At 69.3% G+C, this 24,061-nt stretch carries 22 protein-coding genes, 1 pseudogene and 1 riboswitch; of the genes and pseudogenes, 13 read left to right on the forward strand and 10 right to left on the reverse strand.

Going from position 1 to position 24,061, the window contains the following annotated elements:
- Nucleotides 1–137 precede the first annotated feature (137 nt).
- Together KQY30_RS05485 and KQY30_RS05490 are read right to left on the reverse strand one after the other, a co-directional pair.
- Nucleotides 138–1,550 carry a family 2B encapsulin nanocompartment shell protein gene (locus KQY30_RS05485; RefSeq protein WP_217305828.1) on the reverse strand — a complete coding sequence of 471 codons (1,413 nt, stop codon included), beginning with the start codon at nt 1,548–1,550 and terminating at the stop codon, nt 138–140.
- Between the two features lie 351 nt (nt 1,551–1,901).
- Nucleotides 1,902–2,777: an alpha/beta fold hydrolase gene (locus KQY30_RS05490; protein WP_217305829.1), complete on the reverse strand. Its 876-nt coding sequence runs from the start codon at nt 2,775–2,777 to the stop codon at nt 1,902–1,904.
- A gap of 334 nt (nt 2,778–3,111) precedes the next feature.
- Here KQY30_RS05490 and KQY30_RS05495 point away from each other — a divergent pair, with 334 nt between their 5' ends.
- From KQY30_RS05495 to KQY30_RS37330, 3 genes are all read left to right on the forward strand, one after another.
- Nucleotides 3,112–3,774: a hypothetical protein gene (locus KQY30_RS05495; RefSeq protein WP_217305830.1), complete on the forward strand. Its 663-nt coding sequence runs from the start codon at nt 3,112–3,114 to the stop codon at nt 3,772–3,774.
- Between the two features lie 161 nt (nt 3,775–3,935).
- Nucleotides 3,936–4,196, forward strand: a complete 261-nt coding sequence (locus KQY30_RS37325) for a YrhB domain-containing protein (RefSeq protein ID WP_367997394.1) — start codon at nt 3,936–3,938, stop codon at nt 4,194–4,196.
- Between the two features lie 119 nt (nt 4,197–4,315).
- A complete protein-coding gene (locus tag KQY30_RS37330) occupies nt 4,316–4,519 on the forward strand; it encodes a hypothetical protein (RefSeq protein ID WP_367997395.1) in 204 nt (67 codons plus the stop codon).
- On the opposite strand, the gene KQY30_RS05505 is transcribed toward KQY30_RS37330, so the two are convergent.
- The 4 genes and pseudogenes from KQY30_RS05505 to KQY30_RS37335 all read right to left on the reverse strand — a co-directional run bounded on the left by KQY30_RS05505 (nt 4,501) and on the right by KQY30_RS37335 (nt 7,517).
- Complete coding sequence (locus KQY30_RS05505) at nt 4,501–4,971, reverse strand: hypothetical protein (protein ID WP_254406963.1); 471 nt, start codon at nt 4,969–4,971, stop codon at nt 4,501–4,503. The two genes, KQY30_RS37330 and KQY30_RS05505, sit on opposite strands and share 19 nt — an antisense overlap.
- A gap of 177 nt (nt 4,972–5,148) precedes the next feature.
- Nucleotides 5,149–5,478 (reverse strand): hypothetical protein, encoded by a 330-nt coding sequence (locus KQY30_RS05510; RefSeq protein WP_217305831.1) that lies wholly within the window; start codon nt 5,476–5,478, stop codon nt 5,149–5,151.
- A gap of 1,245 nt (nt 5,479–6,723) precedes the next feature.
- Nucleotides 6,724–7,047 (reverse strand): annotated as a pseudogene (locus KQY30_RS05515) (helix-turn-helix domain-containing protein).
- The gene (locus KQY30_RS37335) at nt 7,044–7,517 is read right to left on the reverse strand and encodes a tyrosine-type recombinase/integrase (RefSeq protein ID WP_367997396.1); all 474 of its coding nucleotides are present in this window, start codon (nt 7,515–7,517) and stop codon (nt 7,044–7,046) included. The pseudogene KQY30_RS05515 and the gene KQY30_RS37335 overlap by 4 nt, the downstream one beginning before the upstream one ends.
- A 1-nt stretch (nt 7,518) precedes the next feature.
- Here KQY30_RS37335 and KQY30_RS37340 point away from each other — a divergent pair, with 1 nt between their 5' ends.
- Complete coding sequence (locus KQY30_RS37340) at nt 7,519–7,788, forward strand: hypothetical protein (RefSeq protein WP_367997397.1); 270 nt, start codon at nt 7,519–7,521, stop codon at nt 7,786–7,788.
- 463 nt (nt 7,789–8,251) lie between these two features.
- Here KQY30_RS37340 and KQY30_RS05525 read toward each other — a convergent pair whose 3' ends face one another.
- Nucleotides 8,252–9,232, reverse strand: coding sequence for a translation initiation factor 2 (locus KQY30_RS05525; protein WP_217305832.1), 981 nt, complete (start codon nt 9,230–9,232; stop codon nt 8,252–8,254).
- A 98-nt stretch (nt 9,233–9,330) separates the two neighbouring features.
- On the opposite strand from KQY30_RS05525, the gene KQY30_RS05530 reads away from it, so the two are divergent.
- From KQY30_RS05530 to KQY30_RS05550, 5 genes are all read left to right on the forward strand, one after another.
- Nucleotides 9,331–13,866: an ATP-binding protein gene (locus KQY30_RS05530; protein ID WP_217305833.1), complete on the forward strand. Its 4,536-nt coding sequence runs from the start codon at nt 9,331–9,333 to the stop codon at nt 13,864–13,866.
- Nucleotides 13,867–13,968: 102 nt separating this feature from the next.
- Nucleotides 13,969–15,381 (forward strand): hypothetical protein, encoded by a 1,413-nt coding sequence (locus KQY30_RS05535; protein ID WP_217305834.1) that lies wholly within the window; start codon nt 13,969–13,971, stop codon nt 15,379–15,381.
- A 166-nt stretch (nt 15,382–15,547) separates the two neighbouring features.
- Complete coding sequence (locus KQY30_RS05540; RefSeq protein ID WP_217305835.1) at nt 15,548–16,051, forward strand: methylated-DNA--[protein]-cysteine S-methyltransferase; 504 nt, start codon at nt 15,548–15,550, stop codon at nt 16,049–16,051.
- Between the two features lie 171 nt (nt 16,052–16,222).
- Nucleotides 16,223–16,957: a 2OG-Fe(II) oxygenase gene (locus tag KQY30_RS05545; protein WP_217305836.1), complete on the forward strand. Its 735-nt coding sequence runs from the start codon at nt 16,223–16,225 to the stop codon at nt 16,955–16,957.
- Nucleotides 16,954–17,304: an Ada metal-binding domain-containing protein gene (locus KQY30_RS05550; protein ID WP_217305837.1), complete on the forward strand. Its 351-nt coding sequence runs from the start codon at nt 16,954–16,956 to the stop codon at nt 17,302–17,304. The genes KQY30_RS05545 and KQY30_RS05550 overlap by 4 nt, the downstream gene beginning before the upstream one ends.
- Nucleotides 17,305–17,314: 10 nt before the next feature.
- Here KQY30_RS05550 and KQY30_RS05555 read toward each other — a convergent pair whose 3' ends face one another.
- Nucleotides 17,315–17,629, reverse strand: a complete 315-nt coding sequence (locus tag KQY30_RS05555; RefSeq protein WP_217305838.1) for a multidrug efflux SMR transporter — start codon at nt 17,627–17,629, stop codon at nt 17,315–17,317.
- An 11-nt stretch (nt 17,630–17,640) separates the two neighbouring features.
- Nucleotides 17,641–17,703: riboswitch (guanidine-III (ykkC-III) riboswitch) on the reverse strand.
- A gap of 166 nt (nt 17,704–17,869) precedes the next feature.
- Between KQY30_RS05555 and KQY30_RS05560 the strand changes: the two genes are divergently transcribed.
- From KQY30_RS05560 to KQY30_RS05570, 3 genes are read left to right on the forward strand one after another with little or no spacing between them, the layout of a single operon-like run.
- Complete coding sequence (locus KQY30_RS05560; RefSeq protein WP_217305839.1) at nt 17,870–18,904, forward strand: cupin domain-containing protein; 1,035 nt, start codon at nt 17,870–17,872, stop codon at nt 18,902–18,904.
- 45 nt (nt 18,905–18,949) lie between these two features.
- Entirely contained in the window at nt 18,950–19,903 is a 954-nt protein-coding gene (locus KQY30_RS05565; protein ID WP_217305840.1) for a hypothetical protein, read from the forward strand.
- 53 nt (nt 19,904–19,956) lie between these two features.
- A complete protein-coding gene (locus KQY30_RS05570) occupies nt 19,957–20,955 on the forward strand; it encodes an alpha/beta fold hydrolase (RefSeq protein ID WP_217305841.1) in 999 nt (332 codons plus the stop codon).
- A 9-nt stretch (nt 20,956–20,964) separates the two neighbouring features.
- Here the strand turns inward: KQY30_RS05570 and KQY30_RS05575 are convergent, their stop codons facing one another.
- Nucleotides 20,965–21,537 (reverse strand): DoxX family protein, encoded by a 573-nt coding sequence (locus KQY30_RS05575; protein ID WP_217305842.1) that lies wholly within the window; start codon nt 21,535–21,537, stop codon nt 20,965–20,967.
- 99 nt (nt 21,538–21,636) lie between these two features.
- Nucleotides 21,637–22,017, reverse strand: coding sequence for a YciI family protein (locus KQY30_RS05580; RefSeq protein ID WP_217305843.1), 381 nt, complete (start codon nt 22,015–22,017; stop codon nt 21,637–21,639).
- Nucleotides 22,018–22,332: 315 nt separating this feature from the next.
- On the opposite strand from KQY30_RS05580, the gene oxc reads away from it, so the two are divergent.
- Entirely contained in the window at nt 22,333–24,051 is a 1,719-nt protein-coding gene (gene oxc, locus KQY30_RS05585; RefSeq protein ID WP_217305844.1) for an oxalyl-CoA decarboxylase, read from the forward strand.
- Nucleotides 24,052–24,061 lie beyond the last annotated feature (10 nt).

Raw genomic sequence — 24,061 nt, forward strand, 5'->3', positions numbered from 1 at the left:
CTCCTTCGCTGGTGGGGTGACTGTCCCGGATCATCCGGGCATGCTCGGCCGGCCCGGAGGACCGGGACTGTCGTAGCCGCAGGACAGGACCTGGCGGGGCCTGTCGATCAGGCCCGGCAGGATCGGCGAGACATCCTCTAGTCGCGCCTGTTGGCGATCTGCACGTTCTCCAGCACGCCGAGCGCGTCGGGCACCAGGACGGCGGCGGAGTAGTACGTGGTGACGAGGTAGGAGATGATCGACTTCTCGTCGATGCCCATGAAGCGCACCGACAGGCCCGGCTCGTACTCCTCCGGCAGACCTGTCTGGCGCAGACCGATGACGCCCTGGTTCTCCTCGCCGGTACGCATGACCAGGATGGAGGTCGTCTTCTCCTCGGTGATGGGGATCTTGCCGCACGGCAGGATCGGGACCCCGCGCCAGGCCGGGACCTGCTGACCGCCGAGGTCGACATGGTTCGGGTAGAGACCGCGGCGGTTGAACTCACGCCCGATCGCGGCGATCGCCCTCGGGTGGGCGAGGAAGAACTTGGAGCCGCGGCGGCGGCTGAGCAGCTCATCGAGGTCGTCCGGGGTGGGCGGCCCGGAGTGGGTCTGGATGCGCTGCTTGAAGTCGGCGTTGTGGAGCAGACCGAACTCGCGGTTGTTGATCAGCTCGTACTCCTGGCGCTCACGCAGCGCCTCGATCGTGAGCCTGAGCTGCTCCTCGGTCTGGTTCATCGGCCCGTTGTAGAGGTCGGCGACCCTGGTGTGGACCCGCAGAATGGTCTGCGCGACGGAGAGTTCGTACTCGCGCGGTTTCAGTTCGTAGTCGACGAACGCGCCGGGCAGCGCGGGCTCGCCGGTGTGGCCGGCCGACATCGCGATCTCGGCCTCGCCGTGACGGTTCTGCCGCTGGTGGGGAATCGAGCGGTACCGCTGGACATGGGCCTGCAGGCTCGGTGCCGTGGACAGTACGGCGGCGAAGTCGGCGCGGGACAGGGTGAGCAGGGTCCCGGCAGTCTTGGCGGTGGCGGTGTAGTCCCACCGGGCGTCCTCGTCCAGCAGGGCGTTGTCACCGAACCGGTCGCCGTCGGCCAGTACCGCGACGGCGACTTCGTCGCCGTACTTGCCGACCGACGTCTGGCTGATACGGCCGTGGGCGATCAGGTGGATCTGCTCGGCGGGCGTACCGCGCTCGACCAGCGTCTCGCCGGCCCGGAAGTCGCGCTGGACGCACCGGTCGGCGATCGCGGTCAGCACCTCCACGTCCTCGAAGCCGTGCAGCAGGGCCAGTTCACCGAGCTCGCGCGGGATCACCCGGACGTTGACACCGTCCTGGATGAACTCGACGCGCCCGTCGCCGACGGTGTAGCTCAGCCGTCGGTTCACCCGGTACGTGCCGCCCTTGGTCTCCACCCAGGGGAGCGTCCGCAGCAGCCAGCGGGAGGTGATCTCCTGCATCTGCGGGGCGGACTTGGTCGTGGTGGCAAGGTTGCGCGCGGCCGCCGTACCCAGGCTGGACTGCCGAGGCGACTCCCGCTGCTCTTCCGGGCTGGTACCAACAGTCATCGGGCGAACTCTCCTTCGTAAGGGCGGTGGCCGACGTGTGTGCGCGGCACCGCGAAAGCAGAAAAAGAGGGGCAAATATCCGGTAATCCGTCCAGATCCCTGGGAACAGTAACGGCCGGTGGGCCCGATTGGCCCTGAGCAGCGGGCGGTATTAACTCGATACGATGATCTTCTCCGCGTGGAGGTTTACGCAGGTGGTCGGCGGTATCGGGACGCGGGCGCCGACGCACGTGCGACCGGCCCGGCCTTGTACGCGACGCACGCGCGCTCCTCGGCCGCCGCCTTCTTCGGACCCGACCGGGCCGGGACTGTTCCCAAACCCGGTTGGTGTCGCGCCCGGTCTCGCCGTGTTCACCGTCCGCCGGCGTCGTCGAGGACCTCGCGCAGCTTGTGCGCGAAGGCGTCGGGCTGGCCGGCGTAGCCGAACTCGCCGTCGAGGAAGCCGCCGTGGTGGCTCGGGAAGACCGTCGCCGGCCGGCCGAGGAGCTTCGCTGCCGCCACCGAGGTGCGTCCGGTGAAGGTGTCCCGGGACTCCTCGCCCACCGCGATCACGATCCGCGTCGGTGCCGCGGTCAGCGCGTCGACGTCGGGCCGGTAGCCGCTGACCGCCCAGGAACGGTCGGAGAGCAGCGGATCGTCACGGGAGCCGTCGTCCTCGGCCGGCATCCCGAACGCGGCGGGATCCGGGGCGGGCTGGGCGAAGTAGCCGTCGGTGAACTCGCCCTGCCACGACGTCATCATGATGAAGGCCGCCATGCCGGCACCCCAGCCCTTCGCCTCGTACGCATCCCGGACACCGGCCCGGGCGCGCTCGGCGGCCCGGGCGTCGGGAAGCACGGCGATGAGCGGCGGCTCGTGCGCCACCAGAGTGGTCACGGCGTCGGGGTACGCCGCCACGAGGGCGAGCGCGGTGACCGCACCGCCGCTGCTCGCGAACATCTCGACCGGGCCCGCGCCCAGCGCGTCGATGACGGCGCGCACATCGGCGGCCTGGACACCGGGCACATGGTCGGCCCGGCCGTCCTTGCGGGTGCTGCGGCCGAGGCCGCGCGGGTCATAGGTGATCACGGTGCGCTCGGGAAAGCGCGAGGCCAGAGCGCCGAAGCCGCCGGCGTCCATGGGCTGGCCGATCATCAGCAGGGGCGGGCGACCGTCGGCGGTCGGCAGCGGGCCGTGGATGTCGTAGGCGAGATCGGCCTCAGGAGTCTCAAGCAGGTGCGTAGTCATAGCCGTTCAGACCGCTGCGCCATCGAGAACTCATCGGCCCTGCGCCCCCGGCTCTCGCCGGTCCGCCTCACCGCCGAGAGCAACCGCCGTATTCGGCGTCCCGGACCCACGCTGTATCAGCCGTCCTGAAGCATACTGGCGCAGAGCACTTGTTCCGTGGCTGTCGTATTCCTGTGATGACGCTCTTTCATCCCCAATCCTTGTTTGGGGGTGCGACAGACCGGCTCGCGAAGATTCCCCACCCACCCGTCGCCGTCACGCACACCCCCCTCACGCGGTCCTGACCAGTGCGGCACAATCACGGTCAACTGGGCAGGCAACGGTAGGGGGGAACGTGGGGCGTTTTGGCTCGCGGAGCCGACGTAAGGGCATACCGAACGAGCCGGCACTACTGGCGGCGGCTGCCGAGAATCCCGGTGGCAGCGTCGCCGAGATCGACCCGACGTATATCGACGACCCGAACGGCTACGTACCGCCCGAGGCAATCCGCGGCGTGTGGTTGGTGGACAGCAGCGGGAAACTGACAGGTGAGTACCAGGAGAATCCCCGTCACGGGGTGCCGCAGGACGACTTCAGCAAGCTCACTGACCCTGATCACTGGCTTGGCTGGCTCGGCGATGATCCCGCGACCGCCGTTCGGAAGGGCATCGAAGAGTCCTTGCGCGCCCAGGTGGCAGATGCAGTGGTCGAGTGGGTCAAGATCCTTGAGACGCCTCGGTTTCTCACGGGCGGGCGTCGACATTCTGAGGACAAACAGGTCATGTTGGTGACCCGCGCGGCACTCGCCGCACCGTTTGCGTTGTCCGTGCGCACCACGCAGCACGGGCGTTCCATCCTCCTGGGGGTGTTCTCGTGGGCGGCGGTGAACCTCTCCCCGCCCGGAGTCCGCAAGGATCGGCACTGGTTGGACCTGGGTGTCGAGCTGGACTGGGCCGGCGAACGGCTTCAAGGGCGGATCTACGAAATTGACGGTGCGGACGGCACCGCCGAGCGGTAGAGCGGGAAGTCACTCAGCACCGGCGGCCAGAGCGGATGCGAGCAGGGGGGACTTCAGGATCTACTCGCCTGAGTAAGAAGGTCCGTCAGGCCCCTCGTGCGTGGCGCTGGACCATGCGAATTCGCTGGTCGTCAGAGGGGCCGGTACGGGATGCTGCACGCGTGATCGAGCGAGGAGCCGCCGTTCAAGCTGTCGAAGAGCTGCTAGAGCGCGACTATCAGCAGTGGCGGGCCGTGAGCGCGGACGCGGTGAGGATGGCCGTGGTCCGTGTCGAGGAACACGAGCTGGTGTGGATCATCTCCTGGCAGTCTGAGGACTTCGTGCGCACCCAGAACTCGAAGCACGCGCTCATCGGCAATGGGCCGTATCTGGTCGACCGCGTCGACGGGGGCTGCACCAGATCGGCGTCGTCTCCGCGGTAACCGGAGAATGGGAGGGCGACTACCGGGCTCGGATACGTGGGCTGCCGGTGCGCACTGCAGTGGACGATCTACACGATGCGCTCCGCGGAGTCGCCGCTACGCGCGGACGGATGCATGCTGTGCGGACACTGCGCCAGAGGCTGCCTGTGCTCGCGCCCGCGGAAGCCCTCGAATACGTGAGCGCGTTGCTGGCGGGTGATGCGCCCGCCCGCCTCGTGGCCGTCGCCACCAAGGAGCTCGTGGAGCCTCTCAACCCGGTACTTGCGGTGAAGACCATTCTGAGCGGGGCGGCGATCCGAACCGATCAGAGACCCGAGGGGTGACTGGAAAGCCAGTCGGCGTGCCGATTGCGCATCCGGTCGCATTCTTCGGGTGTGGTGAGGAAGGCGTCGGCACCACCGTCGTAGGGGTGGTGGATGCGCTGCATGCGGGTGTCGGTGATGAGGATTCCCGCCGCCTTGTCGTCGGCGGTATCTCGGAGCAAGTCGTCGATACAGCCGCGCTGCCAGGGTCGGCGTGCGGCGAAGAGGTGGCAGTACGTGCGGAACTCAGGGTCGGGATCGTCCTCCACCAGCAGGCTCTGCCAATACCCCGTTCCGGGTTCCACTGACGGAACCTCGGCTTCGGTCGTCCAGAGCGGAGTGATGACGTACACGTCCGCGCCAGCGAACAACTCGTCGAGGACGGTGTTGTAACGCTCCAGGACGACGGTGTACTCGCTCTCGCCCTCCGCGTACCGCTTCGACTCCGGCAGGCTGTGAAAACGTACCCACACATCCCGATACGGGCCCCGGAGCTTGTACCCAACCGGCGGGCAACTGGGCCAACGCTGCTGCCACAGCTCCGTCAGATCCGCCTGCCCGTCTCCAGACACCCGCCGCACTCGTCCTCTCCTGCCTTAATTTGCCGACGAACATGATGCCGGTGCTCACGAACGAGAGACACCGACTTCTTAGCTGTCGCTTCGCCGGCTGCTGATGTAGCCGGTCCAGTCGCGTTTGACGAAATTCGTCCAGTCCGCTGCGTTGTCGATGCTGGTCCCGGTGAGAACGGCAAGGATTGAGGCAGGAACGTCGGCTGCCAGAGCAAGGCGGGCAGTGTTGCGGCCGGCAAGTCCGCCCAGCCCGAGGCGCCTGAGAACGGCGTCTGCCCAGCGAGGCAGGCGCTCGACCGCCTCGTTTCGTTGTGGCAGCACCCCTGCGGTCGACAGCAGGTCTCTGGCGTAGGAGATGGTCGGGAGTGTCGGGCAGTTCGTCGAGGTCGTGATGCCGGAGCTCGGCACCAGTTCGCGCGAGGCGGGTCAGGAGTTCGGGGACACCCTGGTGGTTGAGCCAGTGAAGGATCCGGATGGGGCGGTCGGCGCCGTGGAGAGCCATGTGAACAGCTCGGACCTGCGGGGCGATCCCCTCCGGAGACGTCCTGAGGAGTTCGTTCAACCGCTGGTCGAGGACGCAACGGGTGCAGTAGCCCCGCCGGGAGAATAGCCCGCTGGTGCCGCATCCCCGGCAGGTGTAAGTGAGTTCGGTGCCAGCACACGGCCCGCAGATCGTCGCTCCGTCAGGACTACGGCCGATGAGCGGCCGTACGGCGGCGCAACTGGAGCAAGCACTCGGCGTGCGGCGTACCCGGGTGAAACAGGTGTTGCAGACCGGGCCCAGTGGCCACTGCGCCTGGACCGGGAGGACCCGCTTGCACAGAGCGCAGGGGTGCGGTTGCCTCGGAAGACACGGTCCGCAGATCGGAGCGTCCGTAGACGACCTCAGACACGGCCGCGTGCGGCCGCACTGCGAGCAGGTAGCGGTCGGAAGCCGGTAACAGCTCGCGCAGACGTCGGGGGTCTTTCCCCGGCCACGTCTGATGATCTTGCGTTGCTGGCCGCAGATGCCGCACACGCGTGTAGGCGGCCGGTAGCAGCGCCGGCAGACCGGGCCGTCGGGGCTGAGGGCATGGGCGGGTCTGTCCTCGCCGCACGAGTGGCAACGGCGCAGCGGCCGGGGTGCACATCCCTGGCAGAGAACCGTCCCGTCGGCAAGCCGGGCGGTCGGTCGTCTGTGTCTGCCGCAGCGGCTGCACTCCGCGTGCTGGGATTTGCCGTAGCAGCTTCCGCACAGCTGAGCGTCCCCACGTCGAAGTGCGAGCCGCATGTGCCGCCCGCACTGCGAGCACTCGGCGCGCGGTGCCTTCGCTCGGGCATAGCAGCCGCTGCAGACGTTGCCCTCTTCAAGTTTGTGATCAAGGGGACGTGAGGCCCGGCCGCACAAGCTGCAGGTGGGCGCGACGACGCCCTGGACGCCGTAGCTGATCAACGTGTCGGCCAGCCGCACCAGGACACCGGGCATCCGGCCTCCGGGCGCCGCGAGGGCCGTGGGGTACTGACGGAGATGCTCGTCGAGGAGGAGAGCGGTACTGCCGCGCACCACTGCGTCCTCAAGTATCTGGTGGAGCGACTCGTCAGACAGTTCGGGGGCTGCTGTCAGGAGGTGCTGTCGGATGCGGCTCAGGGCGGCGGCCGTTTTGGTCGGCGGTTTCACGTCTGATCGGGCCGCCGGACGGTCGTTCTGCGCGGATGCGGCTGCGAGGTGCTGGTCTCACCTGCGGCTTTGCGGACCTCAGCGTTGACCGCCTTGACCTCGATCAAGTCGTTGGGCTGGCATTCCAGGATGTCGCAGAGAGCTGCGAGGGTGTCGGTGGAGAGTCGCTGAGGCGTCCCAGTCACCTAGCGGAAGACCTGCTCACGCGAGAGGTGAATACCGCGCTCGGCGAGCAGGGGCTGCAGGGCCGTGGTCTGGAACATGCCCTTCTCGGCCATGCGGAGGCGCAGGTGCCAGGTGATGCCCATCTTGCGGATCATGCGGGTTCCTCCCACAGGTCGCTGTGGCGTTCCTTGAGCGAACGCTCCAGGAGCCGGTTGCGGTAGTCGTCCGACACACCGGTGTAAATAGCCGTGGTGCTGGCATAGGCGTGACCTACCTGATCCTGGACGAACCTCTGGGGATAGCCGAACTCGATCAGGTGCGTCACGTAGCTGTGCCGCAGCGAGTGAAGGTCGAGTTCTTTCGGGAGGTCGGCGTCCTGTCGGGCGTTGTTGAAGGCGTCGTTGAGACGTCTGAGAGACATGCGTCCCCGCCGTTCGGTGACCCACAGGGCGGGGTGGCGGCCCGGTGAGAACGCTGGTCGTACTTCCTGCCAGTACTGCTCGAGGACATCGACGCACCAGTCCATCTCGGGCACGGTCAGCACCAGACGCCGCTTGGGCGGGCCTCCCTTGGACGCCTTGCCGTAGCACACGAATATCCCGCCGAAGCGGCCGTAGGACGGCACTTTGGCGTTTCGGCATGTCGGCAAGGTCGAGGCCGCAGGTTTCCTGCCGGCGAAGCCCGTACGCATAGACGGTCTTCAGGACCATCGCGTCGCGCAGGGCGGCGAGGGATCCCTCGCGTCCGCGCTTGCGGATCTTGTCGATCCTGTCGTCGGCAGCATCGAAGAGTTGCTGGACTTCGTCGTACGTCAGCGGCCGTCGCCCCGGGCCGCCCTCGTACTCGCTGGTGTGAGTGATCGTGTTCCACTCATGCAGATCTGGATGGGCTGCTGACCGAAGCGGTCGTAACAGACCTTCGGCCAGTCGTAGCGCTCGTCGGTGACGTAGTCGCAGAACATCCGCAGGGCGTTCTGGATAGTTGCGTGCCGTCGACACCGCGAACGTCGGCCGTCGGGCGCGCAGATGGTCCAGGAAGGCTTCGACCTCGACTGCCTGCCATTGCCAGGGGTACTGGTTGGAGAACTCGGCGAAGCGCTTCAGCAGTGAAAGGCGCGGCTTGATCGTGGCGTCGAAGTTGAGGAACCGCGAGCGATGTTGCCGTGCCCAGCCCTCCAGCATCGCGTCGAACACGGCGGGCTCGGGATCGAGGTGGACAACCCCCTGAGCCAGGACCAGGCGGGCGCTACCCAGGACTATCGCGCTTCAAACGCCGCCCCGGCGGAGAAGCCGGCGGCGGTAACGGAACCGGACCGTGCCGGCCGGACGGTGGCCGGCGCGGTCGGGGGTGTGCGGCCGGTCATCCCCGTCCCAGTACCCGCCGTTCCGCCTCCTCCACCAGCAGGCGGGCGCCCGGGTCGCCGCCCTGGGCGCGGACCGCCGCGCGGACCACGGACAGGTAGAACAGCGCCGGGGCGCACGGCGACCACGACTCCGTGTCGTGGATGAAAGTGAGCACCGACTCCGGGTCGGCCGGTGTGAAGGCGAAGCGGTCGTGCTCCCACTTGTCCTCCACACCCTTGCTCCAGCGGAGTCTCATGGTCTCCTCGTCGAGGTCTTCCAGGACCGCGCGGAAGAAGACCGCCCACTGGTTGTTCCGCAGGTCGAGGCCGAAACCCAGCAGTTCCAGGTCGACCCGGTCGCCGTCCTGAACCGCCAGTTCCTCCCGCAGCGCCCGGCGGGCCACCCGGTGCAGGCTGATCTCACCGGACTCCGGCAGGTCATGACTGGCGGCGACGCCCTCGTTGGCCGAGGAGTTCCACCGGGACGCGTTCGGGCCGGCCACCTTGGCGCTGCGCCGGGAGAACAGCATCCGGCCGTCCTTCCCCGTCTCGACGGCCACATTCACCCCGAGGCTGCAGAACATCCACGGCGGGGCGTCCAGCGGATCGGCGTCCTCCAGATACTGCTTGCGCAGGGTCGAGCCGTTGCGCAGCGTCCGGCCCAGATTCAGGGAGGTGGTAAGGAAATCGTAGTAGTCGGCGTCCAGCAGGGAGAGCGTGACCTGCGGTTCCTCCCGGACATTGCCGCGTGAGACGACCAGGCTCTCCACGGCGAAGCGCGGGTTGTTCCACCAGTACGGCTCGCCGGCGGCCCGTTTGCGGACTTCCTCGTCGGCGATCTCCCGCCGCCACGCACCCAGTTCGTCGGGGAACTGCACCCGGCGGCTGGTGTACAGGACCCGGACGTTCTCTTCCGTGATCGGACGCGTGCCGTCACCCTCGTAAATGTGGCAGTCGGTCACCTTGCCGACAACGGAGAAGCGGTCTCGATGAGCCATCAACACCCTCTTTTCTGAGCTAAGTTGCTCAGACTAGTGCCGGGACGGGCACTGGCCGTGGGCGGCGGAGTCAGGACCAGGCGCGATCGGGGGGCCGGATGTCCAGGGAGCTGGGGCGTGACGCCTTCCGGGGCGACGGGGTGGTCGGCGTACTGGCCATCGACACGTACGACAACCCCGCCCGGCCGGACGGGCGCGAGCACCTCGCGCACATCGGCGCCGAGAGCGCCCGACTCGCCGCCATGGCCCGCGACAAGCTGGGCTTCGGCGAGGTGCCGGCCGGGCCCGAGGGAATGAACCGGGACCAGGTCTCGGCCTGGCTGGACGCGTTCCTCGACCGCCGCGCCGCGCGCAGGATCCTCTACTGGACCGGGCACGGTGTGGACGCCGAGGGCGGCTTCCACCTCGCCTGCCGCGACACCTGGGCCGACGGCCGCTTCGATCCCGCCCGTTCCTTCGCCCTCACCGACCTCGTGGACCGGATCCTCGCGGCCCCCGCGCCCGCCCACACCCTCCTCGTCCTCGACGCCTGCTCCTCGCACGGGCACCTGAACGTCGCGCTGCGGCGCGCGGTCAGCGAGGAGCGTGCCTCCGTCGCCCGCGCCTACGAGTCCTCCACCACCGGATTCGCGGTGATCGGCACCTCCGGGGTGGGCACCGTGATCCGGGAGGGACTGTGGGTGAACTGGCTGGCGTCCGTGCTGGCCAAGCCCGACACGGAGGTCTCCGACCGCTCCCTGCCGATGCACCCCTCGGCTCTCTACATCTCCGTCCCGTACCTGGTCGAGGCCATCGGCCAGGAGGCCACCGCGGCGGGGCTGGAAACCCGGGACGAGCGGCCCGGCTTCGAGACGGTACGGCCCCTGCCCAACAACTTCCTGCACAACCCGTACTTCCAGGACGACGGCGCTGCCGCACCGCACCGCGGTCCCTGGGCGCACCCCGCCGTGCTCGCGGACGGCGCCCCGCTGCCCTGGGCCGAGGAATCCCCGTTCCAGATCCAGGAAGGCGGCATCCTGGAACGGGAGTTCACCGGACGGCACGCCGCGCTGAGCCGCCTGGTCCGCTGGCTCGACACCGCCGCACACGGCATGCAGGTGGTCACCGGGCCCGGCGGATCCGGCAAAACGGCCCTGCTCGCGCGGATCGGCCTGCTGTCGGTGGCCCGCCGCAGACAGCGGCTCGATCCGCAGCCGCCGCCCCAGGTCTGCCCGCGCCCGGGCACCGTCCACGCCCTCATAAGCTGCCGCGACCGCTCGCTGACCAGTGTGGTCGAAGCGCTGTGGGACGCCCTGACGTCTTTCGAGGCCATGCCGCCCCGGCCGGCCGGCGGCTGCGACGCGGACCGCTGCACGGACGCAGTCGCCGCTCTCGCCCAGCGGGCGGGCGCCCTGAACCTGCTCTTCGACGGACTCGACGAGGCGATGCCGGGACAGGCGCACGAGATCGCCCGCCAGTTGCTGAACCGCCTCGCCGACACCCGCGGAGTGAAAGTGATCGTGGGCACCCGGCCCCGGCCACGGCGGCACCTGGCCGACCCGGTGACCGCCGAGAGCCTGCTCGACGTGCTCGACCAGACCACCGCCCCGCTCGCCCTCGACCAGGACGACGCCGAGCGGGACATCACCACCCTGGCCGAGTCGCTGCTGTCCGCCCCCGGCTCCCCGTACACGGACGAGCGGCACACGCTGCTGCGGCGCGAGGCCGCGCAGGCGATCGCGGCCGGCAGCCAGGGGCTCTTCCTGGTGGCCCGGCTGATCGCCGGCCAGCTCGTCCGCCGTACCAGCCCGCCCACCGTCACCGAACTCGAAGCGGAACTCCGCCGGGCCGGAACCGGACTGGAGAACTGGGTCCGCCGCGAGATCAGCCACCTCGAACGCGACGGAGCGGTCCCGGCCGCCAGTATCCTCGCGCCGCTCGCCCTCGCGTACGGCGGCGGACTGCGCGATCTCTCTCTTCTGGTGACCATGGCCGACGCCCTGCACGGGCAGGAGGGCACCTTCACCCGCGCGCAGGCGCGCGAACTGCTGGCCCGGGCCGAGGGCGGCCTGGTCGCCGTGGACTCGGGGAGCTACCGGCTCGCGCACGCGGGCTACGGCGTCCACATCCTCGAACGGCTCGGTCTCACCCCGCGCGACGGCCACCTCAGGATCCATGACGCGCTCAGCGCCCGCGGCGGCCCCGACTGGGCGCGCGCCGACCCGTACACCCGCGCGTATCTCGCGGTCCATGCCGCGCAGGCGGGAGAGGAGCGGCTGCGCGACCTCCTCGACGACCCCGAATTCCTCGTCCACACCGACCCGGACGTGGTGCTGCCGCTGGCCGTTCCCCATGTGCGGCACAGCGAGGGCGCCGCCCTGTACGCCAGGGTCGCCGACGACTTCCGCCGCCGCCCCGACCACACCACCCGGCGCGCGCTGCTGCGCGGCACGGCGTTCGTCAGCCACCGGGACGGCATGTACGGCCGGCTGGCCTCCGCCGGGTTCGCCCGGCTGCCATGGACGGAACTGTGGACCGACGCCGAGTCCACGCCCGTCGACCTGCGCTGGCCCGCCGCCCGCGGCGGCGCCCGCGCCCTGCACTGGGCGGCGGTGTCCCCCGGCGCCCACGGCCCCGACGCGCGCCCCGGCACGGCCGCGGACACCGTGCTCTCGCTGGGCGTGCTCGGTGCGGTCGCGGTGCACGACCCGGAGACCGGCCGCCAGCGGCTCACCCGCCGCGCCCCCGACGGACGCCGCCTGCTGCGGCAGGTGACCGGTGCGACGGCGGGCCCGCGCCGGGTCACCATGGCCGGCGACGGCAGCGGAGTGCTCTTCTGGGACGACGCGTCGGGACTGCCCGCCAAGGTCTTCGACTGGGGCGGCTCCCCCAAGGCGCTGACCGTCGCCGAGTGCGGCAGCCGGTTCCTGGCGATGGCCGCGGACGGACAGCGGGTGTGGACCTGGCAGTGGCCCGTCGACAGGAGCGCCGCCGAAGCGGACCTGGCCGGCATCCTGGGCGTGGCCGCGGACCGGCTGGTGCTGTTCTCCCTCGGCGCGCGCCACTTCCTGCTCTCCGCCGGCGCCGAGACGCACGTCCATCAGGTCTATCCGGCCGGGCTGGGGCGCCAGTTGCTCGGCGCGTCCGAGCCGCTGGCACACACCGGTCGCGGCCCGGTCCGGGCCATCGCCGCGCTCGCCGAGCCGTCGCGGGACGGTACGGGCGTCTCCTCCGCGTGGCTCGTCCGGGTCGACGGCCACACCACCGACGTGTGGCGGCTGACCGCTGCCGACGGCGGCAGCGGGCCGGCCGGCACCGGATGGGCCGTGGAACACAAGCTGGCCCTGGACACGCCCGAAGCACGCGGCGCCGCCCTCGGCCGCGCCAACGGCCGGCCGCTGCTGGTCCTGCACCAGGGTGACCGCATCGCCGTACACGGCCTGGACGGCGGGCCGCCGCTCCGTACCTTCCCCGTCCACGGGCACCGCGACCCGGAGGCCCTGGCCTGCGATCCGTACGGCACCGGGAGGATCGCCGTCTCCGACGGCCCGCACGTACGAATCCTGGACGTCTCCTCGGCCACCGCCGTACGTCGCCATGGCCCGGGGGACCGCAGCTACACCGAACGGATCCTGGTGGAGGCCGCGCCCGGCCCGCCCGGCGGTGCCGCGCTGCTGTGCCGGGTCTTCGGCTCCACCGTCCTGGCCTGCCGCCAGGAGCCGGAGAAGGGCGGAGCCCCCGGGGAGCGGGAGGCGCCGCTCCGGCACAACGGTACGGTCACCGCGGTGCGCGCGGTGTGGCACAGGGACGGCTGGCTCGTCGCGGCGGGCGCGGGCCGGACCGTACGCGTCTGGTCGCTCACCGCCGATCTGCGGACCGCCGCCCCGCACCAGGACATCCCCCTGGCCGGTGACGACGGCGACGAGGTGCGCGGACTGGGGCTGGCCGTCGAGAACGACGGCGTCCCGAGCCTGTTCGTCCCGGACACCCGCCGTGTGCGGCGGCACAGGCTGTGCGAAGGGCGGTGGACGGTACGGGGCGAGGTCGGCGCCGTCGCCCACGCCCTGGGCGCACGGACCATGTCCGACGGCACGACCTGGGTGGGCGCCGACACCGGGCGCGGCTTCCGGCTGTGGCGCGCCGACGCGGAGGACGAGGAGCCGCCGCCGGTCCTGGACGACTTCTGGCGGCGGACCGCGACGATGGCCCTCGGCGAACACCGGGTGATGGGGCGGTCGTTCCCCCTGGTGGCCTGGGGCGAGGACGACATACTCCATCTCGCCCGGTACAAGGACGGACGCTGGATCCCCCGGCAGGCCGCACACCCCGGGGGCCGCGCGTCGGCGGTGGTCTTCACCGGTCCTCCGGAGCGCCCGCTGCTGGCCGCCTGCGGCGGGGACCAGACTTTGGCGGTGTTCGACGCGGTCAACGGCCGCGAGGTGAAGACGGCGGCGGTGCCCTGGCGCGGACTGGACGTGGAGGCAGCCGCGGCGGTCCATGACGCGGAGCGCGGGATCACGCTGGCCCTCCAGGGCCGCCGCCGGTGCGACCTGATCCTGCTCCGCCCCGAAGCGCTGGGTCCGGGCGCCACGACCAGACATGCGGGACCGGCCCGGTCCGCCGCGGACCACTGGCAGCCCAGGAAGGGCTGGTAGCCGGACCCGGTCTGCCCCCATCGCCCGAACAACGGACGCCGCACACCGCACCACGTACGAGGCACCACGTACGCCGCACCACGTACGAGCCAAGGAGGAAGCGTGAAGCACGACCTGGTGGTCTTCATCCCGGGGATCACGGGAAGCCGGCTCACCCGCGACGGAAAGGACCTGTGGAACCTGTCGCTCCCGGCGCTGCTGGGCGCCGTACCGCCGCAGAAGCTGATCAGCCGGCTGCGACTGCCCGACGGGATCGGCGACGAGAGGCCCGAGGAACCGTACGCCGTCGAAGCCGCCGGCCTGGTCCACCGGCCGACGGGGCTGCCCGGGCTCCTCACACAGCAGGGATACCCGGACGTCGCCGGCCTGCTCACCGGTGTCCGCCCCGAGCAGTTCGTCACCTTCCCCTATGACTGGCGCCTGTCCAACCGCCTCACCGCCGCCGACCTCAAACTACGGATCGCGGGCGAACTGGGCCGGTGGACCGAGGAGTTCAGGACGTACTACCCCAAGGCCGAGGACGACCCGAAGGTCACCCTCCTGTGCCACTCCATGGGCGGCCTGGTCGCCCGCCACTACCTGGAGTGCCTCGGCGGGCGCGAAACCGCCCGCACCCTGGTGACGGTCGGCACCCCGCACCGGGGCGCCGCCCAGGCCGTCCGGTTCCTCACCGGGCACGGGATCGGCTCGGGCCTGCTGGGCCGGACCGCGGCGGCGCTGGCGCCCCGGCTCAACGAACGGCTCACGGAACTCGCCCGCTCCTTCCCGTCGGTGGGGCAGCTCCTCCCGGTCTACGAGGCCGTACGCCGCCCCGACTACCCCGAGGGCTACTACGACCACCTCACCGAGATCGACACCGGCCTGCCGACCGACACGGTCCGCGACGTCTTCGCCTTCCACGAGGAGTTCGAGACGTCCCTCCGGGACAACCTGCGCGGCAGCCCGGACCGGGCCCTCCCCTACGAGATGCGCTGCCTCGGCGGCCGGGCCCACCCCACCATCCACGGTGTGACGGTGAACCCCGGCCGGGAGCTGGAGTTCCACTACCTGCTGGACGACCACGAGCCATGGACCGGCGACGGCACGGTACCCGCCGAGTCGGCGTTCGCCGCGTGGGCACTGCGCCGTACCGACGACAGTCTGTGGAACGGCCACCGGCACGGGCACCTCATCAGCGCCGAGGCCTTCGGCCACCAGCTCGACGCCATCCACCACAGCAAGTCCGCGAGGGACACCCTGGCCGACGACGAGTTCGGCATCGTCGTACCGGAGTTCGCGGTGGCCGGGGATCCGTTCGACATCGTGGCCACCGGGGTCGAGCGCGGCCGTACCGTACGGGCCGCACTGCACGCGGACCGGGCCGACGAACCGCGGGACTGGGTGGTGCTGCCGGAGACGGAGCCCGGCGAGCGCCGCGGCAGCCTCACCGCGGGGCCGGGCACCTGGGTGCTGTCGGTGGTCGCGGACCGGCCGGACACGGTCCAGCGTGAGGTGATGACGGTGATCGAAGCGTAGGACGCCGGGTCGCGGGGCCGGCCTCGTGCGCCGGTCCCCGCCGTTGTCGGCTCCGGTCGGCACGTTGAACGCACGGGGAGCGTGGTGTCCGAATGCCGCCAGCATGCGTGTCCGCACGGCGGCAGGGTTGACGGTGAAACGCATTCCCACGAGTAAGGAGGCGGCGATGACCGCCTGCATGACGATGACCAGTCCGCTGGGTGATCTGCTCCTGGTGGGCGAGGAGACCGCGGAGGGATTCACCCTCACCTCGCTGACCATGCCCGGTCAGAAGAACGCTCCGGCCATCCGTCCGGAGTGGCGCCAGGACGCGAAGCCGTTCGCGGACGTCGTCCGCCAGCTCACCGCGTACTTCGCGGGAGAACTCACCGAATTCACCATCGAGTTCACCCCGGCCGGCACCGACTTCCAGCGCCGCGTCTGGAACGCGGTCGAAGGAATCCCCCACGGTTCCACCACGACGTACGGTGCGCTGGCCGAGCGACTCGCGCTGCCGCGCGAGCGGATCCAGGCCCTGGGCGCGGCGATCGGCGCGAACCCACTGCTGCTGGTGCGCCCGTGCCACCGCGTGATCGGCGCGGACGGCACGATGCGCGGCTACGCCGGTGGCGTCGAACGCAAGGTCCGGCTCCTCACCCACGAGGGCGCCCTGCAACCGACCCTGCTCTAGGCCGTGTCTGAGTGGGAACCGCGCCTCCTGACGGAGCCTGGCGCGCCAGCGGCGGCCACTGGGGGTCTGGAATACGTCCGCCGGGCCGCCTGAGAAACCGTCACTCCGGCCCCGCACCGCTTCTCCCGGCGGTGCCGGAGTGGCCCCGTACCCACCCGAAGGATCAGTCTCATGACCGAGACCATCACCCGGCTCGCGGGCCCGGTCGCCGACCGGGTCGCCCGCAGCGACTGGACAACCCTGACCGGCGAGCTCGACGAGCACGGCCACGCTCTGACCGGGCGGCTCCTCACCCCCGCGGAATGCCGCGGGATCGCCGCCCTGTACGACCGGTCCGACCGCTTCCGAACCACCGTCGACATGGCCCGGCACCGCTTCGGCTCGGGCCAGTACCGCTACTTCACCCACGACCTGCCCGACCTCGTACAGGAGCTGCGGGAGGCTTTCTACCCGCGCCTGCTACCCGTCGCACGGGACTGGGCGGCCAGGCTCGGCAAGCCCGCCCCCTGGCCCGACAGCCTGAAGGAGTGGCTGCACCTGTGCCACGAGGCGGGGCAGGACAAGTCCGCTCAGATCCTGCTGCGCTACGGCCCCGGCGACTGGAACGCCCTGCACCGGGACGTGTTCGGCGACATGGTCTTCCCGCTCCAGGTCGTCATCGGCCTCGACGCACCCGGCGCCGACTTCACCGGCGGGGAGTTCCTGATGACCGAGCAGCGGCCCCGCGCGCAGTCCCGCGGCTCGTCCACAACGCTCCCGCGGGGACACGGCCTCATCTTCACCACCCGCGATCGGCCGGTGGCCACGAGGCGGGGATGGTCGAACGGACCGATGCGGCACGGTGTGAGCACCGTACGCTCCGGCCGCCGCCACACCCTCGGCCTTGTTTTCCACGACGCCGCATGACCCCTGCCGGGTCAGCCGCCAACGGCCCGGAGCGCACCTACACGCTGCTCGGACCGGACGGACGGCCGTACCGGAGCCACACGCCGGGCACGCTCGGCGGGCACCGCCGCGGGCGCTTGTACGGACGGCTGGACTGCCCCTCCGCACTGCGGGCCATCGCGCGCGGCCACTACGTCGAACAGCGGGTGTTCTTCCCGGACGAGACCACCGCCGTCGCAGCCGGATACCGGCCCTGCGCCGTGTGCCTGCCCGCCGCATACGCCCACTGGAAAGCCTCGCGGCCGCGTGAGCTCTCTCACCACGCCGGAGGACAACTGCCGCTGCCCGTCCTTCGAGCGCGGCAGTGAGTCACGAGGCTCAGTGCGTCAGCTTCAGGCCGGCCACGCATCCGAGGATGCCGGCCAGCAGCATCAGTTTCAGTGGGCCGGCGGACTCGCCTTCGAAGAGCATGGCGTACGTCGCGGTGAGGACCGCCCCGATGCCGACCCAGACCGCGTAGCCGGTACCCACCGGCACCGTTCGTAGCGCGAAGGCCAGTCCTGCCATGCTCAGTACCAGCCCGAGGCCGAAAACGACGCTCGGCAGGGGGCGGGTGAAGCCTTCCGACCTGCCCAGCGCGGTCGCCCATACCGCTTCCAGCACTCCGGACATCACCAGAACGATCCATGCCATGACAGAGACTCCTCGCGTCGTCTTGTCATGACTGGGTACGGCGCACCTCGTCCAGGAGCCTGTCGGGGCTCTGCCACCCACGATCGCACATCACACGTTTTGACAACGTCCTGCGGCGGGCGAGAATTGAAGTGGTGCGCTCCTCAGGAGCCGCGGGCGCCGGCCCAACGAAAACAGGTCGCGGAATCACGGACCCCGTACGGTGGTCGATCCGTCGGCCTTGGGCGGGAAGGTTGTGCGATGGCGAAGGCCAGGACACCGGGGAATCTCAACAGGCCGATCGAGCGGGACGCGCCGCTGCTCAGGCGGGGGAAGCTGGTGAGGCCGGGTGAGGGTGTCTCGATCTGGTGGATGGGCGACGACCGGATCACTTTCGCCGCGGTCAGTGAGGACACGGGGAGCGAGTACGCGTTCTGGCTGGATTATCCGCCGGCCGGTACGGGTCCGCCCAGGCATGTGCATTCCCGTGAGGAGGAGGGCTTTTTCCTGCTCCGCGGGAAGCTTGAGCTGAAGGCGGGGGGAATTCATGCCACGGTGAGTGACGGCACGTTCTTCGCGGCGCCCCGTGGCATTGCTCATGAATGGCGCAATGTCGGCGAGGGCAACGCGGAGCTGATCACTTTCACCACGCCGGGCGGCAATGAGGGCTTCTTCCTCGAACTGGGCGCTCCGGGTGATGAGCCTCCTGGTGAGCACGGGACGATGCCGGTCGAGGAGATCAACGCCCGGACCCCGCGTTATGGCGTGACCTACCTGGAGAGCGGCCCGGACGGGCGTGAGAGGCCGCTTCCGATCGGTGAGGGGCGCGGCCCGACCCTGGTGCTGCCGGGTGAGGGGGATCGCCGCCACGCGGCAGGCGCGACGTACACGATCAAAGCGGCGGGTCTGGCGACGGCGGACGCCTATACGGTCGCCGAGATCGCCCTTGAGCCCGGTGGCGGGATCCCGGCTCATCGCCATGCCCGTTACGAGGAGGCCTTTTACGTGCTGGAGGGGACGGCGGCCGTGCTGGTCGGAGCAGAGGAGTACGAGGCCTCGGCCGGGTCGGCCGTGCTTGTGCCCTGGGGGGTGCGCCACCGGGTTCGGAACCGTAGTGACCGAACGGTCCGGCTGTTCAATCTGACGGTGCCGGGCGGGATCGAGGAGTACTACCGCGCCGCGTGCCGTCCGTCTCCGGGACCGGGCAGCGACCCGGAGGGGGATCTCAACCGGCTGCGGGAGACGGGGAGTCGGTTCGGTATCGACGTCGACATCGACGAGGGGGCGCCGGACTGAGCGGCCCCATGGCGACGCGCTCGAAGCTTGAACAGGAGGGTTGTCATGACAACAGACGCCAACTTTTTGACGGGCAGCGACGGTCTGGTGGCGGTCGACAAACTGGGGAACCACATCCTGTTTCTCGATCCGAAGACCTATGAGGTCGAGCTGACGCTCGAAGGTTTCGCACCGAGGGTGCATGAGCTGCTCATCTCGCCCGATCACCGTTTCGCGTATGTCCCCATCTACGGCCCCGGTATCCACGGGGACAATCCGCATCCTGGCCATCTGATAGCCAAGTTCGACCTGCGGGAACGGAAGCATGTCGGTGACCTCAGCACGTTCCCGTATCTGGCTCCGCACGGCCTGCGGTGGGGCGCGGACGGTCAGTTGTACTGCGTGTGCGAGAACAGCGGTGTGGTGCTCGAAATGGACCCCGGGAGCGGTGCGATCAAGAACGTGATCGAGGTGGGATCCGACAAAGCACACCGCATCGAGGTGCTGCCGGACAACAGCAAGCTCTACAGCGAGAACGAGGAGGACACATTCGCGTCGGTCGTCGATCTGGCCACAAAGCGTGTGATCAAGAAAATCCCCACTCCGAACGGCTCCGCGGGAATCGGTATGTCTCCTGACGGGGAGACCGTCATTCTCGTCGACGCACAGCAGCCGCAGTTCTATGTGGTCGACACGGTATCGGACGAGATACGGGCGACGGTCACACTCGACGGGCACCGGAAGGCGGCCCAAATCGCGCGCTACAGCCCGGACGGCAGGTATCTCGTGGTCACGAACTTCGAGGAGCCGCTGGCGACGGTCTTCTCCGAGGACCTCAAGTCACAGACTCTTCTGCACCTGGGCCAGGGCCCCATGAACATGGCCTTCCACGAGGACGGCGAAACGGTGCTCATCGCGAATCACAACGCGGGCTCGCTGGCCGTGTGCAACCTCGAACGCGGCGAGGTCCTCCGTACCGTGCCGGCGGGGGTCGGCATCGAGACCCTCTCGTTCTTCTGACCCTCTCGTTCTTCCAGAGGCCGCACCCGACCATCTTCTAGAGGCCACCGATCATGACCGACTGGGAATCAGAAGCCGAGTCAGGCTTCCACACCGTCGACGACTTCCTGTTCGACGACGGACACCGCCTCGACGTGACCTTGGCGTACCACACGCTCGGGTCGTTGAACGCGGACGCCGGCAACGCCGTGATGCTGCTGCACGGCACCACCGGTTCCGGCCGGCAGTTCCTGCAACCGTCCATCGCGGACCTCCTGTTCGGGAGCGGCCGGCCCCTCGATACGACCAGGTTCTTCGTGATCATGCCGGACGCCATCGGGCACGGCAGATCGAGCCGGCCCAGCGAGGGGCTCGGACCGGATTTCCCGCACTACGGCTACGGTGACATGGTCGAGGGGCAGCATCGGCTGCTGTCCGAAGGGCTGGGCATCGAGCGGCTGCGGCTGCTGCTCGGCACCTCGATGGGCGGGATGCAGACATGGCTGTGGGGCCAGCGGCATCCGGACCAGCGGGCGCTGATGGCGATCGCCAGTCTTCCGGAGCGCATCACCGGGCGGAACCTGCTGTGGCGGCGGATGCTGATCCGTCTGATCGAGTCCGATCCCGGATACGCCGGGGGCCGTTACAACAAGCAGCCGGCCGGAGTCGGTCACGCGATGGCGCTGTTCCGGCTCATGACCGGCAGCGCACGGCACATGGCCACCGGTCTTCAAACCATCGAGGACACCGACGGGCAGATCGAGGAAATCGAGTCGCAGGCGCTGGACGACGAGGACGCCAACGACGTCGTCTGGGAGTTCGACGCGTCCCGGGACTACGATCCGGCGCCCGGCCTGAGTGCGATACGGGCACCGCTGCTGGCCGTCAACTTCGAGGACGACGAACTCAATCCCGTCGAACTCGGCGGACTGGAAAGGGCCATCGCCTCGGTCCCGCACGGACGGGCCATGACACTCCCGGCCGGCCCGAAAACACGGGGGCACCAGACACTTCATGTCGCCGAGGTCTGGTGCGACCACCTCGCCGAACTGCTCGAACGGACCCAGGGCTGACGGCTCGGGTCAGGGCCGAGGGCTCGTCGCCCGCCACAGCACCCGCCTTGTGGCCAGACCCCCCAGTACACCGGCCGCGCAGCCGGCGAGGCCGACGGAAGCGGGCCAGTCGATGCCGGCCAGATGGTCGAGTGACCAGACACCCGGCCCGGCGAGCCCGATGGCGGCCATGGTCACGATCAGGACCAGCGGGAACTCGTACCCGTCGTCCTGGACCCACAGTCCGTGCGGGTATTTCACCGTGACCGCGACGGTCATGACACTGGCGACGGTTCCCACCGCGAGGGGTGTCAGCAGCCCGGCCGCGAGCAACAGGCCCCCGCCCGTCTGACCGGTCCCCGCCGCCAGCGCGGTGAGCCGCCCGCCGCGGAAGCCGTCGTGCCGGAACTCCTCGGCGCCGCCGGCCAGTCCGGATCCGCCCAGCCAGTGCGTCATCTTCTGCAGGCCATGGGCGGCGACCAGCCCTCCCACGACAACACGGAGGGTGAGCAGCCCGGCATCGGTACGGCCGGCGCGCGGGCCGGCGATGCTCCCTGCCGCGCGCGAAGACCGTTGTCTGATGGTGGGACGTGGATACCGCATGGTCACTTCATTTCCTTTTTGGCGCCTTCAGTACAACGCCCTCATATCCGGTGCGCAAGCTGTGTGTGCTCAACGCAGGTGGGCTCAATACAGGTGGGCTCAATGCAGGTGGAAGGAAGAACTGGAGGCGTCGAGCGAGAGCGGGATGCGTCCCTCACGCAGCTCCCAGGGGAACGGGCCCTCGAAGGTACGCAGGCCTCGTTGGCACAGCGGGTCGTCCGAGAGCAGCCGGCGGGCCTCGTCGGCGGTGTCGGTGTTGAGGATGGTGAGACCGTCGCCGACCTGCACACCCGGTTCGACGAACGGGCCCGATGCCCAGAGCAGCCCGCGCCCTTCCAGCTCGATCATGTACCGGAGGTGGTCGGCGACATAGGGCGTGATCTCGGCGTCCTCGGCGACCTTGCGGTTGATCGCCGCGAACAGCCGCTTCCTGGTCATGGGGGCGAGGAGTCGCTCTACGGTCTTGTCCGTCGTCGGCATGGGGACGCTCCTTCCGGCCAAGGCAGTGTGTCCGCGTATTGAGCTGTACGGAACTCCGAGAGGACGAGGGTTCTCATGGATCGAGGGTTCTCATGGATCGGCCGATGAGGCAACACGGTGTGCGGACTCGCGCCTGTCGCGCCTGAGACCGGTTGGGCCCCTTCGATGGGCGTGATCGCCGCCGCGGTGGAAGGGTTGGGTTCAGTCGCTCGTATTCCCGGGTGACCGATGTGGCACGCGTACATACGTAGATGCGTAGATGCGTAGATGCGTACACACGTTGACGCAATAGATGCGGCGTTGGGTGGAGTGGAGATGTCTGTGCGGTCATCCGGGCGATTGACCAATGGCTTCAATCTGCTGGTCGATGCACTCCAGGCCAATGGTGTGCGGAACATGTACGGCGTGGTCGGGATTCCGGTCACGGATGTGGCACGTCTGGCGCAGGCCCGCGGCATGAGGTACATCGGTTTCCGGCATGAGGCGTCGGCGGGAAACGCGGCGGCGATCGCGGGTTTTCTCACCCGGCGCCCGGGTGTCTGTCTGACGGTTTCCGCTCCGGGTTTTCTGAACGGGCTGGTCTCTCTCGCGGCGGCGACGGTCAATTGCTTTCCGATGATCCAGGTCAGTGGTTCCAGCGAACGGCCCATCGTCGATCTCCAGCGGGGCGACTACGAAGAACTCGACCAGTTCAGCAGCGCGAAGCCGTTCGCGAAGGCGGCGTACCGTGTCGACCGTCCCGAGGACATCGGCCTGGGGACCGCGCGTGCCGTCAGGGCTGCTGTGGCCGGACGGCCGGGCGGTGTCTATCTGGACATCCCCGCCGCGGTCCTCGGCGCGACTCTCGACGCGTCAAGAGGAGCCGAATCGATCTTCAGCCCCGTGGACCCGGCCCCGGCCCAGCTCCCGGACCCCGCCTCCGTCGACCGGGCCCTGGACCTGTTGCGGGGTGCGCGGCAGCCTCTCGTCGTGCTGGGCAAGGGGGCCGCGTACGCGCAGGCGGACCAGGCCATCCGGGACTTCATCGAGCGGACCGGCATTCCCTTTCTGCCCATGTCGATGGCGAAGGGGCTGCTGCCGGACGGTCATCCGCAGTCCGCGGCGGCCGCCCGCTCCTTCACCATCGGCAACGCCGACGTCGTGTTCCTGGTCGGTGCGCGGCTGAACTGGATGCTCCGGCACGGGGAACCGCCTCTGTGGAACCCGGACGCGAAGTTCGTCCAGGCTGATGTCGCGGCCACGGAGTTCGACAGCAACCGCCCCGTCGCGGCTCCCGTACTCGGGGACATCCGCTCCGTCTTCGACGCGCTGGTGAAGGAACTGGAGAACCACCCCGTCCACGCGCCCAGGGAATGGACCGACGAGATCGGGAACCACAAGGCCAGGAATGTCGCGAAGATGGCCGCCCGTCTTGCCGCAACCCATGTGCCGATGGGGTTCTACGGTGCGCTGCGGGTGGTCAGGGATGTCATCGCGGACCATCCGGGAACTTATCTGGTCAACGAGGGAGCCAATACGCTCGACTTCGGCCGGGACGTCATCGACATCCATCAGCCGCGTCACCGCCTCGACACCGGCACCTGGGGTGTCATGGGCATCGGAATGGGCTACGCGATCGCGGCAGCGGTGGAGACGGGCGATCCCGTGATCGTCGTCACCGGCGACAGCGCGTTCGGGTTCAGCGGCATGGAGGTCGAGACCGTCTGCCGCTACGGGCTTCCCGTGGTGACCCTTGTGTTCAACAACGGCGGCGTCTACAAGGGCGACGCCGTCAACACCGAGTCCGCAGATCCGGCACCGACCGTCCTCATGCACAACGCGCGCTACGACAGGATCGCCGAAGCCTTCGGAGCCACCGGCCACAACGCCACCACACCCGAAGAACTCGACTCCGCACTGCGCCAGGCCATGGCGGCAAAGAAACCCGCGGTCATCAACTGCGTCATCGATCCCACCCTGGGCACCGAAAGCGGACATCTGCAGAACCTCAATCCACAGAGTGCGGTACCGGAAACGGTATCGACGAAAAAGTAAGGGGACGGCC

It is taken from the genome of Streptomyces sp. GMY02 (assembly GCF_019056675.1).
Lineage (GTDB): Bacteria > Actinomycetota > Actinomycetes > Streptomycetales > Streptomycetaceae > Streptomyces > Streptomyces odonnellii.

Coding starts and splice junctions, on each gene's coding strand:
- KQY30_RS05555 (WP_217305838.1), bottom strand. CDS start 17,629: ATGGCATGGATCGTTCTGGTGATGTCCGGAGTGCTGGAAGCGGTATGG.
- KQY30_RS05575 (WP_217305842.1), bottom strand. CDS start 21,537: ATGCGGTATCCACGTCCCACCATCAGACAACGGTCTTCGCGCGCGGCA.
- KQY30_RS05570 (WP_217305841.1), top strand. CDS start 19,957: ATGACCGACTGGGAATCAGAAGCCGAGTCAGGCTTCCACACCGTCGAC.
- KQY30_RS05540 (WP_217305835.1), top strand. CDS start 15,548: ATGACCGCCTGCATGACGATGACCAGTCCGCTGGGTGATCTGCTCCTG.
- KQY30_RS05490 (WP_217305829.1), bottom strand. CDS start 2,777: ATGACTACGCACCTGCTTGAGACTCCTGAGGCCGATCTCGCCTACGAC.
- KQY30_RS05485 (WP_217305828.1), bottom strand. CDS start 1,550: ATGACTGTTGGTACCAGCCCGGAAGAGCAGCGGGAGTCGCCTCGGCAG.
- KQY30_RS05530 (WP_217305833.1), top strand. CDS start 9,331: ATGTCCAGGGAGCTGGGGCGTGACGCCTTCCGGGGCGACGGGGTGGTC.
- KQY30_RS05550 (WP_217305837.1), top strand. CDS start 16,954: ATGACCCCTGCCGGGTCAGCCGCCAACGGCCCGGAGCGCACCTACACG.
- KQY30_RS05560 (WP_217305839.1), top strand. CDS start 17,870: ATGGCGAAGGCCAGGACACCGGGGAATCTCAACAGGCCGATCGAGCGG.
- KQY30_RS05580 (WP_217305843.1), bottom strand. CDS start 22,017: ATGCCGACGACGGACAAGACCGTAGAGCGACTCCTCGCCCCCATGACC.
- KQY30_RS05525 (WP_217305832.1), bottom strand. CDS start 9,232: ATGGCTCATCGAGACCGCTTCTCCGTTGTCGGCAAGGTGACCGACTGC.
- KQY30_RS05565 (WP_217305840.1), top strand. CDS start 18,950: ATGACAACAGACGCCAACTTTTTGACGGGCAGCGACGGTCTGGTGGCG.
- KQY30_RS05545 (WP_217305836.1), top strand. CDS start 16,223: ATGACCGAGACCATCACCCGGCTCGCGGGCCCGGTCGCCGACCGGGTC.
- oxc (WP_217305844.1), top strand. CDS start 22,333: ATGTCTGTGCGGTCATCCGGGCGATTGACCAATGGCTTCAATCTGCTG.